This window comes from Pseudomonas botevensis (assembly GCF_019145475.1).
Lineage (GTDB): Bacteria > Pseudomonadota > Gammaproteobacteria > Pseudomonadales > Pseudomonadaceae > Aquipseudomonas > Aquipseudomonas botevensis.
In genome coordinates this window covers 48,690-62,474 of sequence record NZ_JAHTKI010000013.1, presented here as the reverse complement: position 1 = coordinate 62,474, position 13,785 = coordinate 48,690, and the positions used below count along the sequence as shown (strand labels likewise).

The window sequence follows — 13,785 nt, the reverse complement described above, 5'->3', positions numbered from 1 at the left end:
GTTGATCGAGGCTTGAGAGTAGGAATCGCGCGGGCAACGCAGGTGGTACATAGATATTGCACGCCGGGCGCTATTGCGGGGTTGACACGCGAAGGGGCGCACGGGATTAATCGACTCGCACCTTGTTCGTACGCTGTTGTTCCCTCCAATAATTATTCTGGAGCTTCAGATGTCTGCGCCACACGATCATGCTTCTGCGTCCACTCTGTCAGTCGAAGCGCTGACCCGATTGCTGGAAACCATATTCCTGCGTCACGGCACCTCCGCCGAGGTCGCACGCTCTCTCGCCACCAACTGTGCCAGCGCCGAACGTGATGGCGCTCACAGCCATGGCGTGTTCCGGATTCCCGGTTATGTCTCGACCCTGAACAGCGGCTGGGTCAACGGCAAGTCCGTGCCCAAGGTCGAGGACGTTGCCTCGGGGTTCGTGCGGGTCGATGCCGACAACGGTTACGCCCAGCCTGCGCTGGCGGCGGCACGCCCGCTGCTGGTTGAAAAGGCCCGCAGCGCCGGGATTGCCGTGTTGGCGATCCGCAACTCCCATCACTTCGCCGCACTCTGGCCGGATGTCGAACCTTTCGCCGAAGAAGGTCTGGTGGCGCTCAGCGTGGTCAACAGCATGACCTGCGTGGTGCCCCACGGTGCCGACCGGCCGTTGTTCGGCACCAACCCGATTGCCTTTGCCGCCCCCAGGGCCGACGGCGCGCCCATCGTGTTCGACCTGGCGACCAGCGCCATTGCCCACGGCGACGTGCAGATCGCTGCGCGCAAAGGCGAAAAACTGCCGGAGGGGACGGGCGTGGACAGTCTCGGTCAGCCGACCTGCGATCCGAAAGCGATTCTCGAAGGTGGCGCATTGCTGCCCTTCGGCGGACACAAAGGGTCGGCGTTGTCGATGATGGTGGAACTGCTGGCCGCCGCCCTGACCGGTGGCAACTTCTCGTTCGAATTCGACTGGAAGAACCATCCCGGCGCGAAATCGCCGTGGACCGGGCAGTTGCTGATCGTCATCGACCCGAGCAAATCCGCCGGGCAGAGCTTTGCCGAGCGCAGCCAGGAACTGGTGCGGCAGATGCACGGGGTAGGGCTCAAGCGCTTGCCGGGGGATCGACGGCACTTGCAGCGGGCCAAATCGCTGGCCAACGGGATCGTGCTGGACGAGCAGACCCTGGCGCAATTGCGCGAGCTGGCCGGGGAGTGAAACGCAGCGGACATGAAAAGGGCGAGCCCTATGGCCCGCCCTTTTTTTGCGCCGGATTCAGCGACGTCCCAGCAACAACCCGACCACCAGGCCGAAGCCGGCCGAAATCGCCACGGTCTGCCACGGGTGCCCGCCGATGTAGGTTTCGGTGGCGTCCACCGCAGGCTTGGTGCGCTCGCGCACACTGGAAACCGAATCCAGTGCCTGCTGCAATTTCTGGGCGATCTGCCCGCGCAGGGTCTCCGCTTCCTCGCCAACCAGCGAGGCACTGCTGTTGAGCAGCTTCTCCGACTCCTGGATCAGCGCCTGGAGTTCACTGAAGACTTGATCCTTGATTTGGTCTTCAGCGGCTTGCACGGTGGTTTTTCGGGCCATTGGGTGACTCCTTGCAGGTGAATGGACAGTGATCAATGGAGTGTGGCGGCTTTGTAAAAGTTGCACCGGATTTGTTCGAGAAGAAATCCTTCGCGGGAGATTTCCTTGCAGCGTGTAAGATGTCGCCAATTTTACGCAACAGGTAATTCCCCATGAGTTTCAATCTGGCCGACAAATCCCTCGCAGAGCGCGCCGCGCTGGAAGACGAGAAATCCCGTCTGTTCGAACTCTGGCAAAACAACTTGGGCAAAGCCAAGGGCGAAGCCGCACGGTTGTTCGGCGAGCGCGCCAAGCGCAAGGGCAAATGGGCCGAGTGGGTACGTGCGGAACTGGACGGCATGTCGCCGCCGGAGTTCGCCAACATGGTGCGCAGCGAGGTCAACCGACTGATGGCTGCCAACAAGTAACAACCTCTCAGCCCGCCGCGAAACTGGCGGCGATCGCTTCACGCACCTTGAGCACCACCGGATCGATCTGTGTGCTGGTGCGCCAACCAAGTTCCACCGGATAGCGCGGCAGGTTCAGCGGGCAGGGCAGCAGCGCCAGTCCGCTGAGCGCGGCGATGGCCTCGGCGGCATGGCTCGGGATCGTCGCCACCGCCTCGCTGCCCTTGAGCAGGTGCGGCAGGGCGGCAAAGTGCGTGGTCGAGGCGCACACCCGGCGACTTAGGCCCACGGCCGCCAACCCTTCATCGGTGATGCCGATGAACCCGCCGGACGACACCAGAATGTGCTCGCGGGCGACAAACTCTTCCAGTTCGATCTGCTGCTGGCCCGGTGCAAGGCTCGCCGGGTCCACCAGGCACGCATAACCCCCTTCACCCAACACCTGACGACTGAGCAGACGCTCGGCAAAACCGCCGGCGGTGATCGCCAGGTCGATGCTGCGCTCCATCAGGGCACGGGCGACGATCTGGCTGTGGGTCTGGCGGAAAATCAGGCGCAGCTTCGGTGCGCTGATGGCGATTTCCTCGATCAGGCGCCGGCCGTAAGCGATCTCGAAATCGTCCGAAAGTCCGACGGTGACCGAACGACCGTCGTAATGGTGGGCCGAGGGATCGACCATCGCCAGGCTCTGCCGGCATTTGTTCAGCGCATCGCTGACCACCGGTTTCAACTGATTGGCCTTGAGTGTCGGCGCCAGCCCGCGCCCGGTGCGCACGAACAACTGATCGCCATAGACCTCGCGCAGCCGGCGCAACGCCGCGCTGACCGCCGATTGGGTCACGCCCAGGCGCAGGGCGGCGCGACTGGCGCTGGACTCTTCGTGCAGGGCTTCGAAGACTTTCAACAGGTTGAGATCGACGGTTGCGATATTCATTTGGTTCATATCATTCAGCAGTGGATCGGGCTTTATTCATGATCCCGTGGCGCCGGAGAATGAGCAACACCTGAACCCGCTGGAGTGAATGTCATGCCCAAATCAATCGTTGCCGCCCTGCAAATCGGCGCCTTGCCCGGTGGCAAGGGTGAAACCCTGGAGCAGATTCTGAGCTGGGAAGCGGCAATCGCCGAGTCCGGCGCCGCGCTGGTGGTGATGCCCGAAGCATTGCTGGGCGGCTACCCGAAGGGCGAGGGCTTTGGCACGCAATTGGGCTATCGCTTGCCCGAAGGTCGGGACGCTTACGCGCGGTATTTCGCCAATGCCATTGACGTGCCGGGCGCTGAAACCGATGCGCTGGCCGGGCTCTCGGCGCGCACCGGGGCCAACCTGGTGATTGGCGTGATCGAGCGCGCGGGCAGCACCTTGTATTGCACCGTGCTGTATTTCGATCCGCAGGCCGGTCTGGTCGCCAAACACCGCAAACTGATGCCGACCGGCACCGAACGGCTGATCTGGGGCAAGGGCGACGGCTCGACGCTGCCGGTGCTCGACACTCAGGTCGGCAAGCTCGGTGCCGTGGTGTGCTGGGAAAACATGATGCCGCTGCTGCGCACGGCGATGTACGCCAAGGGCATTGAGGTGTGGTGCGCGCCGACCGTGGACGAGCGCGAGATGTGGCAGGTCAGCATGCGCCACATCGCTCATGAAGGGCGCTGCTTTGTGGTCAGCGCCTGCCAGGTGCAGGACTCGCCGAACGCGTTGGGCCTGGAAATCGCCAATTGGCCGGCGGATCGGCCGTTGATCGCTGGCGGCAGCGTGATCGTCGGGCCGATGGGCGATGTGCTGGCCGGGCCGCTGAAGGGCGGGGCGGGGTTGCTGACGGCTGAAATTGACACGGATGAACTGGTCCGTGCGCGTTACGACTACGATGTCGTGGGTCATTATGCGCGGCCGGACATCTTTGAGCTCAACGTCGACGAGCGTGCCAAGCCTGGCGTGCGTTTTAACGGTTGAGGTGGGGGCATGTCACTTCCCCCGTAACCCCCGCCATTCCTCCCGGGTCATCTCCCAGATCTGTCGAGGAAAGCGGCCGCCGACGAAGTCGTCTTCATCGCTGCGGATCAGGCGCATGCCGGTCCGTTCGGAGAGGTTGATCGAAGCGATGTTCGGCGCCGCTTTCGGCACGCGCATCACACGACGGTCGAGGGTTTCGAACCAGTATTCGGTCACCGCCGCGCTGGCCTCGGTCATCAACCCCTGGCCTTGCCACGCCGGCCCCAGCCAGAAGCCACGGTGATTGTCCGGTTGATCCATCAGGCTGACATTGCCGATCAACTGCTCCGGCGCGGACTTGAGGCGAATCGACCAGTGCCATTCCTTGCCGGCGGCCATGGCCGGCAGTGCGATGTCGCGCAGGTAGGTGAGGGCGCCGTCCTCCGGGTAGGGCCAGGGCACCTGGGCGTTGAGGTAACGCACCACTTCCCAGTGCGGGAACTGCGCCTGGACGGCGTCGGCATCGGCCAGTTCCAGCGGTCGCAGGATCAGCCGCTCGGTGTACAACGTAGGTATCGCTTCCATAAACCACTTGCCTCCCTGTGTGTCCATACTGAACGCTGGAGGCTACCGCATCTTTACCAGGTTGCGGCACTGGCGCGTGGCAGGCTGAGCTTGCCGGTGTCGGTGAAGCGCATGGTGCCGAACACGCCGCCGGCCAGTTTGCCGCGCAGCACGTAGGGCAGGTTGTCGAGGGTTTGGGTCTGGCTCAGGCCGAGGGTCTGGCGCAGAACCGAGAACGCCGAAATGCTCACCGGCACGCTGACGATGGTTTCCGAGAAACGCGGGATCGAGCCGCTCTGATCACTCACGCCCGACGCCAGCGGGCGGCCGTTGACCTCCAGGTCCAGGGCTATGCCGTTGTAGTCGATCGGCGTTTCATTGGGGTTCTGTACGCGCAGCTTGATGGCGAAGCGTACTTCCAGATCCTGGCTCGGCAGTGGTTCGAGGCCGACCACGTTGATGTTTACCGGGTCGCGGTTGGGGAACAGCGCGCAAGCACTGAGGGACAACAGAAGCAAGGACAGGATGACGGCTTGGATGCGGCGCATGAAGCTCTCCACCAATGGACTCCAATAAAAAAGGGCTGAACCGCCACCGGTTCAGCCCTTTGTCGTTGAGCGGGCAGGATCAGCGGTTCAACTGTGCGACCGCAGGTGCCGGCGCGGGTTCAGCCTTGGCCGGGATTTCCGGGTTTTCCATGACTTGCAGGATAGAGGCTTCCGGGTCGAAGTCATCCTCTTCCAGCTCGATGAACTCTTCCGGCAGGAAGATGTTCAGCACGATCGCGCACAGGGCACCGACGGTGATCGGCGATTCGAAGATGTTGCGCAGTGCCTGCGGCAGTTCGCGCAGCACTTCCGGCACGGCGGCGATGCCCAGGCCCATGCCGATGGAAATTGCCACGATCAGCATGTTGCGCCGATGCAGGCCGGCTTCGGCGAGGATCTTGATCCCGGCCACGGCCACGGTGCCGAACATCACCAGTTCGGCGCCGCCGAGTACAGGTTTCGGCATCAGTTGCAGCACCGCGCCGATCATCGGGAACAGCCCCAGCAACACCAGCAGGCCGGCAATGAAGAACGCCACGTAACGACTGGCGACGCCGGTGAGCTGAATCACCCCGTTGTTCTGGGCGAAGGTCACCATCGGCATGCTGTTGAACACCGCCGCCATCGCCGAATTGAGGCCGTCGGCCAGCAGCCCGGACTTGATCCTTCGGATGTACAGCGGGCCTTTGACCGGTTGCCGGGAAATCATCGAGTTGGCGGTCAGGTCGCCGGCGGCTTCCAGGGGCGACACCAGGAAAATCACCGCGACCGGCACGAACGCCACCCAGTCGAAGTTGAAACCGTACTTGAACGGCACCGGTATGCTGACCAGCGGCACTTCAGGCAGGCTGGCGAAGTCCACGCTGCCCATCATCCACGCCACTCCGTAACCCAGGGTCAGGCCGATGACAATCGCGCCCAGGCGCAGAAACGGCACATCGACCCGATTCAACACCACGATGGTGCCCAGCACCAGCGCCGCCAGGAACACATGACTGGCCGCACCCAGATCCGCCGCACCGAAGCCGCCGGCGATGTCGGTCATGGCGACCTTGATCAGCGACAGTCCCATCAGGGTGATGATGGTGCCGGTCACCACCGGGGTGATCAGCATGCGCAGTTTGCCGATGAACTGACTCAGCACCACTTCAATGAAGGCGGCGAAAAAGCACACGCCGAAGATCGTCGAAAGGATCTCATCGGTGCCGCCGCCCCGGGCCTTGACCATGAACCCGGCACTGAGAATCACGCTGATAAAGGAAAAACTGGTGCCTTGCAGACACAACAGACCGGAGCCGATGGGGCCGAAGCGTCGGGCCTGAACAAAGGTGCCGAGGCCGGAAACGAACAGCGCCATGCTGATCAGGTACGGGATTTCACTCTGCAGGCCAAGGGCGCCGCCCATGATCAGGGTCGGGGTGATGATGCCGACGAAGCTGGCCAGTACGTGTTGCAGGGCTGCAAATACGGTGGCGGTGAAGTGCGGGCGGTCGTTGAGGCCGTAGAGCAGATCGTTGTTGCGCGAGACTTTTTCAGAGACGGTCATGGTGGTGTGCGTGCCGCAAAGCGGGGCCGGGTCAGAAAATGGAGGCGCAGGATGCCGGAAGAGGGCGGCGAGGGCAACGCAATAAAATTGCCTGAAAGGTCAGCTTTTATGGGCGATGATCGCTCCCGCACGCCAGCGTGGGAACGCAGCCGCCGATCAATGCCATCCGCTTCGACTAAAGGATGACAACAGATCCTCTTCGAACGCCATCTGCGCGTCCCCCGGCACCTGTGCCCGATGCCGCGCCAGGTGGAATGCCACCTCGAAACTCAATTCACCCTCGCGCACCGGCCGCAGCAACCCTCTGTCTTGCCATCGGCGCGCGTAATGGCTGGGCAAATAGCCGACGTGCTTGCCCGACAGAATGAACGCCAGTGTCCCCTCGACCTGCTCCGAGCGCGCCGAGCAGACCTTGCCCTGAAACGGCTCGTCAGTGCGCAGGAACCGGTACGGATGGTCGACCCGGTCGCAGGCCTGCAACGCGGCATCGTCCGGGGCCTCGTCGGTAAACAGCGGATGGCCGGCGGCGCAATACAGGTGCTGGGTTTCGCGGAACAGTTCGCGGTAATCGAAGGCACTTTGCGCCAGGGAAAAATACCCGATCGCCAGGTCCAGCCGTTGTTGCAACAGCAGTCGCTCCATCTCGCCGGGCATGGCGCTGATCAATTCGATGCGCACCGACTCGTCGCGCTCGCGAAAGTGGCGGATGGCTTCGGCGACCCGTTGCAGCACCGATTGGTCGACCGCTTCCGACAACCCCAGCCGCACTTCGCCGATCAGACGCCCGGCGACGCCGTTGGACTGATGGCGGAAGGTTTCGATGGATTGGAACAGGCTGCGGATGGCAATCAGCAGTTGCTCGCCCTTGGGCGTCACGCTGAACCCACCTTTGCCGCGACTGCACAGGCGATAGCCGAGGCGGGTTTCCAGCCTGGCCATTTGCTGACTGATGCTCGATTGGCTCAGGCCCAGATCGCCTTGGGCGGCGCTGAAGCCGCCAGCCTCGACCACGCTGACGAACAGGCGCAGCAGTTGCAGATCGACATCGTGGAGTTGGCCGAGCATCACATTACCTTCGGATAAAGTCAGGTTAACAAACTTGATATTTTTGCAATGTAAACCACGGCGCATCCTGCAACCACTTCCTCCGGTCAGGTGTACGTCATGGCTCCCGCTTTCAAGCTGTGTTTCCCCGCGTTGTTGCTCAGTGCCTCCCTGGCCGCCCAGGCCGAGGAGCAAACCCTCAATCTCTACAGTTGGGCCGATTACGTGGCGCCGCAAACCCTGCAACGCTTCGAGCAGGAAACCGGCATTCATGTGCGCTACGACACCTTCGACACCTCGGAGGTGCTGGAAACCAAATTGCTCACCGGCGGTAGCGGTTATGACGTGGTGGTGCCGTCCTCCAGCGTGCTGGCCCGGGGATTGGCGGCGGGTGCCCTGAAGGAAATTCCCCACGAGGGGTTAAAGGGCTACGCCAATCTCGATCCGGATTTGCTGGAAAAACTCGCCGCCGTCGACCCCGGCAACCGCTACGGCGTGCCTTACACCTGGGGCACGCTCGGCCTGGGAATGAATGTCGAGGCGGTGAAGCAGCGCTTGCCCGATGTACCGCTCAACAGCCTGGATCTGCTGTTCAAGCCGGAATATGCCAGCCAGCTCAAGGATTGCGGGATCGCGATCCTCGACTCGCCCCAGGAAGTGATCGGCCTGGCGCTGCATTACCTGGGCAAGGACCCCTACAGCACCGACAAGCAGGATCTGGCCGCCGCTGAAGCCTTGTTGCAGAAACTTCAGCCTTCGGTGCTCTACGTCGCCACGGGCCGCCAGATCAATGACCTGGCCAACGGCAGTGTATGCCTGGCCCTGACCTACAACGGCGACGCGAGCATGGCCGCCGATCAGGCGCGCAAGGCCAACAAGCCGTTCGAAGTCGCTTACCGCATTCCGAAAGAGGGCACGCTGGTCTGGCAGGACAACCTGGCGATCCCCAAGGACGCGCCGCATCCCGAGGCCGCGCGGGCGTTCGTCGAGTTCATGTTGCGGCCGGAGTCCGTGGCGGCGCTGACCAACACACTGTTTTTTGCCACCGCCAACCAGGCGGCCACGCCGCTGGTGGATGAAGCGGTGCGCAACGATCCGGATATCTACCCGAAGCCCGAGGTGCGCGAGCGGCTGTACGCCGACCGCAGCATGAGCCTCAAGGACATGCGCCAGCGCACGCGCTTGTGGACGACTTTCCGCAGCCGCCAATAAACCGTGACAACAACCTTGATAACGACCGGGAGCACATCGATGGACGTGCCAATGCAAAACGATCAGGCCATGACCCGCGACAGCCTTTACGGCACCGCCGCCGAAAGCACCTATGCCGGGATCACCAGTTTCATGCGCCGCCGCTACAGCCGCGACCTGCGCGGTGTCGATGTGGCAGTCAGCGGCGTGCCGTTCGACACCGCCACCAGCAACCGTCCGGGCGCACGTTTCGGGCCTCGGGGGATTCGCGCGGCGTCCACCGGGATTGCCTGGGAACGCCACTGGCCTTGGGCGTTCGACCCGTTCGATCATCTGGCGGTGGTTGATTTTGGCGATTGCGACTTCGATTACGGCGCGCCGCACAGCATCCCGGAAAGCATCGAGGCCCACGCCGAACACATCCTCAATGCCGGCAGCGCCATGCTCACGTTCGGCGGCGACCACTTCATCAGTTACCCGCTGCTCAAGGCCCATGCGCGCAAGCACGGCACGCTGTCGCTGATCCACTTCGATGCGCACAGCGACACTTGGCCGGACGAGGCGGGCAAGCGGGTCGATCACGGCACGATGTTCTGGCACGCAGCGCGGGAGGGACTGGTGGACCCGGCCCGCTCGGTACAGATCGGTTTGCGCACCACCAATGACGATCATCAGGGCTTTCAGGTGCTGGACGCGCGGCAGGTGCATCGGCGTGGCTGCGAGGCGATTGTCGAGGCGATCCGCGCGCGGGTCGGCGATAACCCGGTGTACCTGACGTTCGATATCGATTGTCTTGACCCGGCGTTCGCACCGGGCACCGGAACCCCGGTTTGCGGCGGGTTGAGCACCGTGCAGGCGCTGGAAATCCTTGGCGGGTTGCGCGGGATCAATCTGGTGGGCATGGACGTGGTGGAAGTCGCGCCGGCCTATGACCACGCCGACGTGACCTCCCTGGCAGCGGCGACGCTGGCGATGGAGATGCTTTGCCTCTATGCGGCGCGGCACAAGGTCGATGTTTGAGGGGTTGTGTACTTGCTTCCCCTCATCGGAACGGACCTCTCCTTCGGGAGGGGGCGAGGGGCGATGTTCCGATGAGGGCGGCCCTCCTGACAGTTTCTGACAGCAGCCTCTGCTAAGCTCCGGCGACTTTTCAGCACAGGGCCTGCCTATCGTGTCGCGTACCACTCGTCTACTGACTTTGCTCCAGGTACTGCGCGGCAAGAAGCGGCCGGTCACGGCGGCGACCCTGGCCGCCGAGCTGGAAACCTCCGAGCGCACGCTCTACCGCGATATCGCCGAATTGACCGCCCTCGGTGCGCCGATCCATGGCGAGGCGGGGATTGGTTATGTGCTGCGCAGTGGCTTGTTTCTGCCGCCGTTGATGCTCAATGCCGACGAAACCGAGGCGATCGTCCTGGGCCTGCGTTATGTCGATCAGCGTGGCGATGAGGTGTTGAGCAAAGCGGCGGCGGATGCGCTGGCGAAGATTGCCGCCGTGCTTGACCCGCAGGCTCAGGAGGCGATGCGCAATCCGACCCTGATGCCCGGCCCGCCCGGTTACGGCTTCCCGCAGAACGCCGTGCCGCTGAATGTATTCCGCCACGCGATCCGCGATCAGGCCAAATTGCACATCGATTACGCCGACGCCCAACAGGTGCCGAGTCAACGCCTGATCTGGCCCTTGGCGCTGGGGTTTCTCAATGAGGTGCGGATCATTGTCGCCTGGTGCGAATTGCGTGAGGCCTACCGAACCTTTCGCACCGACCGGATCGCCGCCGCGAGCCTTGCGGGCGAGCGCTATCCGGGGCGTCGCAGCGACCTGTTGCGGGCCTGGCACAAGCACATGCAACTGGACGAAAACGGACGCTTCACTCCTGACAAAAACTGACGCAGGGCTGTTTTACGATGGCGACAGAACCAGACAAAAAGGAGCTGCAATCATGTCCCATCCCGCCTCAACACTGGCCCCGGCCATCGTGGCCTACATCGACGCGGCCAACGCTCGCGACACGACCCAGGTCGCCAGTTTTTTTGCCGAGGATGCCAACGTGTTCGACGAAGGCCGTCATCAGATCGGTCCGCAGGCCATCGCGCACTGGATGCAAGACACCGCCCGACGCTACCAGCCACGGGTCGAAGTCCTCGGTGTGCAGCAGCGCACCGGCAAGGTGCTGGTGCAAGGGCTGATTTCCGGGACGTTCCCCGGCAGTCCGCTGGAGCTGCGCTACACGTTCCGGCTCAACGAACAGGGCAAAATCGCGCGGCTGGATATTTCCCTGTAGCGGTCGTGGCATACTGCCGCGCATGACTTTCGACTCCCCCCTCAGTGCCTGGCAATACGCCGTCGACCACAAGGGCTTCATCCAGGATGAAGCCCAGGAACACGCGGTGTGGGCCTTGCAAAAATGCCACGAGGCCTTGCACGCCGGTGCCCGTTCGGTGCCCGGCGTGTATTTGTGGGGGCCGGTCGGGCGCGGCAAGACCTGGCTGATGGACCAGTTCCATCAGAGCCTGCGCGTGCCGGCCCGGCGTCAGCACTTTCATCACTTCATGGGCTGGGTTCACCAGCGCTCCTTTCAACTGACCGGGATCGCCGATCCGCTGCGGGCGCTGGCCCGGGAGCTGGCGGCCGAAGTGCGGGTGCTGTGTTTCGACGAGTTGTTCGTCAACGACATCGGCGATGCGATCATCCTCGGGCGCCTGTTTCAGGTGATGTTCGAGGAGGGCGTGGTGGTGGTCTGCACCTCCAACCTGCCGCCGGAGCAGTTGTACGCCGACGGCTTCAACCGTGACCGCTTCCTGCCCGCCATCGCCGCGATACAGGCGCACATGCAGGTGGTGGCGGTGAACGGCGCCGAAGACCATCGGCTGCATCCCGGGGCCATCGAGCAACGCTACTTCGTGGCGAACCCCGCGCAGGGCAGTGCCTTGGAGCAGGTGTTCGCGGCATTGACGGCCGGGCAAGCCGCCAGCGTCGAACCGGTGCCGGTCGGCCATCGCACCCTGAACGTGCAGCGGGCCGGCGCATCGGTGCTCTGGTGCCGTTATGCCGACCTCTGCGAGCAACCGTTTGCCGCCATGGATTTCATCGCCCTGTGCGACACCTACCGGGCTATGCTGATGAGCGAGGTGCCGAACCTCAGCGCCCGCAAGCGTGAAGGGCGTATCGCCCGAGGCACCGAAGACGGCGCCGAGCGGGTGGTGGCGGGTGATCGTGAACTGCCGCAACTGTCGGTTCACGATGATGGCGTGCGGCGCTTCATTGCATTGGTCGACGAGTGCTACGACCGCAAGGTGCCGCTGTTCATCGAGGCGCAGGTGCCGATGGACGCGTTGTACACCGAGGGCTACCTGGAATTTCCGTTCCGCCGCACCCTCAGCCGCCTGCGGGAGATGCAGCTGCAACGCTTTGCCGAAACCTGAAGCAAGGAGGACGCACCATGACTCAGCCGCTGTCCCATCATCTGCTGACCATGGCCTATCAGAATGCGTGGGCCAACCATCGTCTGGCCAAGGCCTGGACTCAGCTCGACGCCATGGACCTGGCGGCGCCCCGGGTGAGTTTCTTCCCGAGCATCCGCCTGACCCTCAATCACATCCTGACCTGCGACTGGTTCTACGTCGACGCGCTGGAGCGCGAGCTGCGCGGTGATGAGCCGCACCCCGACTGCTACGTGTTTTTCAACGCCGATGAGCCGTTCATCGAGGCCCTGCCACTGCGCGAGGAGCAGGCTCAGGTTGACCGCCGCCTGATCGCTTACTGCGAGCAATTGCGCGATGCCGATCTTGGGCGCCTCGTCACCATCGCCCGCGATACCCCGCAGCACGACAGTCGTCTGCGCATGTTGTCGCATCTGTTCGAGCACCAGATTCACCATCGCGGACAAGTCCACGCCATGCTCAGCGGCACTTCGGTGCAGCCGCCGCAACTGGACGAGTTTTTCTGCGCCGGAGAGGCCGGGTTGCGAGCCGAGGACTTCGCGCAACTGGGCTGGACCGAAGAGTTGGTCTGGGGGCACTGAGCCGTCATCCACAATGTTGAGATTTGTTGAGTGACTGGTGCAGACCATTGGCGTTAAGGTCACAGGGCCTTTCAGTTCGTACTTTGCGCGCCGGGGCGTTGTCATCGGGGATGGAAATGGATTCCGCAGAAATTCTTGTGCTTCAAGCCAGTTACACCAATCCGCTGCACGCCGAGGCCATTGGCGTGGTGCTCAATCATTACGCCGAAGACCCGATGGGTGGCGGCCAGTCGATTGCTCCCGAGCTGTTGCAGCGCTTGCCTGAAGAGTTGGCCAAACGGCCTTATGCATTCAGTGTTCTGGCGTTTGTCGGCGGCGAGCCGGCCGGGCTGGTGAACTGTTTCGAAGGTTTCTCGACGTTCGCCTGCAAGCCGCTGGTCAACGTCCACGACGTGTCGGTGGTGACGAAGTTTCGTGGGCTGGGGCTGAGCCAGAAGATGCTGCGCAAGGTCGAGGACATTGCCCGTCAGCGCGGTTGCTGCAAGATCACCCTGGAAGTGCTCGAAGGCAACAGCGTGGCGCAGGCGTCCTACGCAAAGTTCGGCTTCGCGGCGGGCATGTTCAACCCGGATCACGGGCGCATGTTGTTCTGGATCAAGGAACTCAAGGCATAAAAAAAGGCGCCCGGCGGGGGCGCCCAACTGTCATCTGCAACGCCGGAGCGGGTCGTCGCAGGTCCATCGGTATCGGGGGGATCAGGGTCGGTAGGACTCGGTCACCTGGGCGGTCTGGTCGTCTGGAACGCGCAGTTCCTGAGTCTTTGCCTGAGCCTGTTGCTGGCTTTGGGCGTGGTGTACCGGGAAGTTCTCCCAGTAATGGCGCATGCGCTCGGCGCCGCCTTCGGCAAAGGCGCTGGCGGATGCCAGGGTGAACAGACCTGCAAGCAATGCAGTTGCGGTTTTCATGGTGCCTCCCACTAGAAATGTCGGAGCCTTTCGTCCATGAATCAGGGCCTCGGGGCGCAGTGTCCGCCGAGGG

Annotated in this window: 17 protein-coding genes; 10 read left to right on the top strand and 7 right to left on the bottom strand. The window is 63.1% G+C overall.

What is annotated here, in order from left to right:
• The first annotated feature begins 169 nt into the window (after positions 1-169).
• The gene (locus KVQ74_RS17725; protein ID WP_217832471.1) at positions 170-1,201 is read left to right on the top strand and encodes an Ldh family oxidoreductase; all 1,032 of its coding nucleotides are present in this window, start codon (positions 170-172) and stop codon (positions 1,199-1,201) included.
• Positions 1,202-1,258: 57 nt separating this feature from the next.
• On the opposite strand, the gene KVQ74_RS17720 is transcribed toward KVQ74_RS17725, so the two are convergent.
• Positions 1,259-1,576 carry a DUF883 family protein gene (locus KVQ74_RS17720; RefSeq protein WP_217832470.1) on the bottom strand — a complete coding sequence of 106 codons (318 nt, stop codon included), beginning with the start codon at positions 1,574-1,576 and terminating at the stop codon, positions 1,259-1,261.
• A 152-nt stretch (positions 1,577-1,728) separates the two neighbouring features.
• Here KVQ74_RS17720 and KVQ74_RS17715 point away from each other — a divergent pair, with 152 nt between their 5' ends.
• On the top strand, positions 1,729-1,983 hold the full coding sequence (locus KVQ74_RS17715) for a hypothetical protein (protein WP_038363082.1): 255 nt from the start codon (positions 1,729-1,731) through the stop codon (positions 1,981-1,983).
• 7 nt (positions 1,984-1,990) lie between these two features.
• On the opposite strand, the gene KVQ74_RS17710 is transcribed toward KVQ74_RS17715, so the two are convergent.
• Positions 1,991-2,905 (bottom strand): LysR family transcriptional regulator, encoded by a 915-nt coding sequence (locus KVQ74_RS17710; protein ID WP_217832469.1) that lies wholly within the window; start codon positions 2,903-2,905, stop codon positions 1,991-1,993.
• An 84-nt stretch (positions 2,906-2,989) separates the two neighbouring features.
• On the opposite strand from KVQ74_RS17710, the gene KVQ74_RS17705 reads away from it, so the two are divergent.
• Positions 2,990-3,913: a carbon-nitrogen hydrolase family protein gene (locus KVQ74_RS17705; protein WP_217832468.1), complete on the top strand. Its 924-nt coding sequence runs from the start codon at positions 2,990-2,992 to the stop codon at positions 3,911-3,913.
• Between the two features lie 12 nt (positions 3,914-3,925).
• On the opposite strand, the gene KVQ74_RS17700 is transcribed toward KVQ74_RS17705, so the two are convergent.
• From KVQ74_RS17700 to KVQ74_RS17685, 4 genes are all read right to left on the bottom strand, one after another.
• The gene (locus KVQ74_RS17700) at positions 3,926-4,477 is read right to left on the bottom strand and encodes a GNAT family N-acetyltransferase (protein ID WP_217832467.1); all 552 of its coding nucleotides are present in this window, start codon (positions 4,475-4,477) and stop codon (positions 3,926-3,928) included.
• 53 nt (positions 4,478-4,530) lie between these two features.
• The gene (locus KVQ74_RS17695; RefSeq protein ID WP_217832466.1) at positions 4,531-5,004 is read right to left on the bottom strand and encodes an LEA type 2 family protein; all 474 of its coding nucleotides are present in this window, start codon (positions 5,002-5,004) and stop codon (positions 4,531-4,533) included.
• Between the two features lie 79 nt (positions 5,005-5,083).
• Positions 5,084-6,550, bottom strand: a complete 1,467-nt coding sequence (locus KVQ74_RS17690) for a nucleobase:cation symporter-2 family protein (RefSeq protein WP_217832465.1) — start codon at positions 6,548-6,550, stop codon at positions 5,084-5,086.
• A gap of 156 nt (positions 6,551-6,706) precedes the next feature.
• The gene (locus tag KVQ74_RS17685) at positions 6,707-7,615 is read right to left on the bottom strand and encodes a LysR family transcriptional regulator (protein ID WP_217832464.1); all 909 of its coding nucleotides are present in this window, start codon (positions 7,613-7,615) and stop codon (positions 6,707-6,709) included.
• 99 nt (positions 7,616-7,714) lie between these two features.
• Between KVQ74_RS17685 and KVQ74_RS17680 the strand changes: the two genes are divergently transcribed.
• The 7 genes from KVQ74_RS17680 to KVQ74_RS17650 all read left to right on the top strand — a co-directional run bounded on the left by KVQ74_RS17680 (position 7,715) and on the right by KVQ74_RS17650 (position 13,421).
• A complete protein-coding gene (locus KVQ74_RS17680; RefSeq protein ID WP_217832463.1) occupies positions 7,715-8,806 on the top strand; it encodes a polyamine ABC transporter substrate-binding protein in 1,092 nt (363 codons plus the stop codon).
• 39 nt (positions 8,807-8,845) lie between these two features.
• Entirely contained in the window at positions 8,846-9,805 is a 960-nt protein-coding gene (gene speB / locus KVQ74_RS17675) for an agmatinase (RefSeq protein ID WP_217832462.1), read from the top strand.
• Positions 9,806-9,956: 151 nt separating this feature from the next.
• On the top strand, positions 9,957-10,673 hold the full coding sequence (locus tag KVQ74_RS17670; protein ID WP_217832461.1) for a helix-turn-helix transcriptional regulator: 717 nt from the start codon (positions 9,957-9,959) through the stop codon (positions 10,671-10,673).
• 52 nt (positions 10,674-10,725) lie between these two features.
• A complete protein-coding gene (locus KVQ74_RS17665) occupies positions 10,726-11,067 on the top strand; it encodes a nuclear transport factor 2 family protein (RefSeq protein WP_217832460.1) in 342 nt (113 codons plus the stop codon).
• Between the two features lie 22 nt (positions 11,068-11,089).
• The gene (zapE, locus tag KVQ74_RS17660) at positions 11,090-12,208 is read left to right on the top strand and encodes a cell division protein ZapE (RefSeq protein ID WP_217832459.1); all 1,119 of its coding nucleotides are present in this window, start codon (positions 11,090-11,092) and stop codon (positions 12,206-12,208) included.
• Positions 12,209-12,225: 17 nt separating this feature from the next.
• Complete coding sequence (locus KVQ74_RS17655; RefSeq protein ID WP_217832458.1) at positions 12,226-12,807, top strand: DinB family protein; 582 nt, start codon at positions 12,226-12,228, stop codon at positions 12,805-12,807.
• 116 nt (positions 12,808-12,923) lie between these two features.
• The gene (locus KVQ74_RS17650; protein WP_217832457.1) at positions 12,924-13,421 is read left to right on the top strand and encodes a GNAT family N-acetyltransferase; all 498 of its coding nucleotides are present in this window, start codon (positions 12,924-12,926) and stop codon (positions 13,419-13,421) included.
• Positions 13,422-13,502: 81 nt separating this feature from the next.
• On the opposite strand, the gene KVQ74_RS17645 is transcribed toward KVQ74_RS17650, so the two are convergent.
• A complete protein-coding gene (locus KVQ74_RS17645) occupies positions 13,503-13,712 on the bottom strand; it encodes a hypothetical protein (RefSeq protein WP_217832456.1) in 210 nt (69 codons plus the stop codon).
• Positions 13,713-13,785 lie beyond the last annotated feature (73 nt).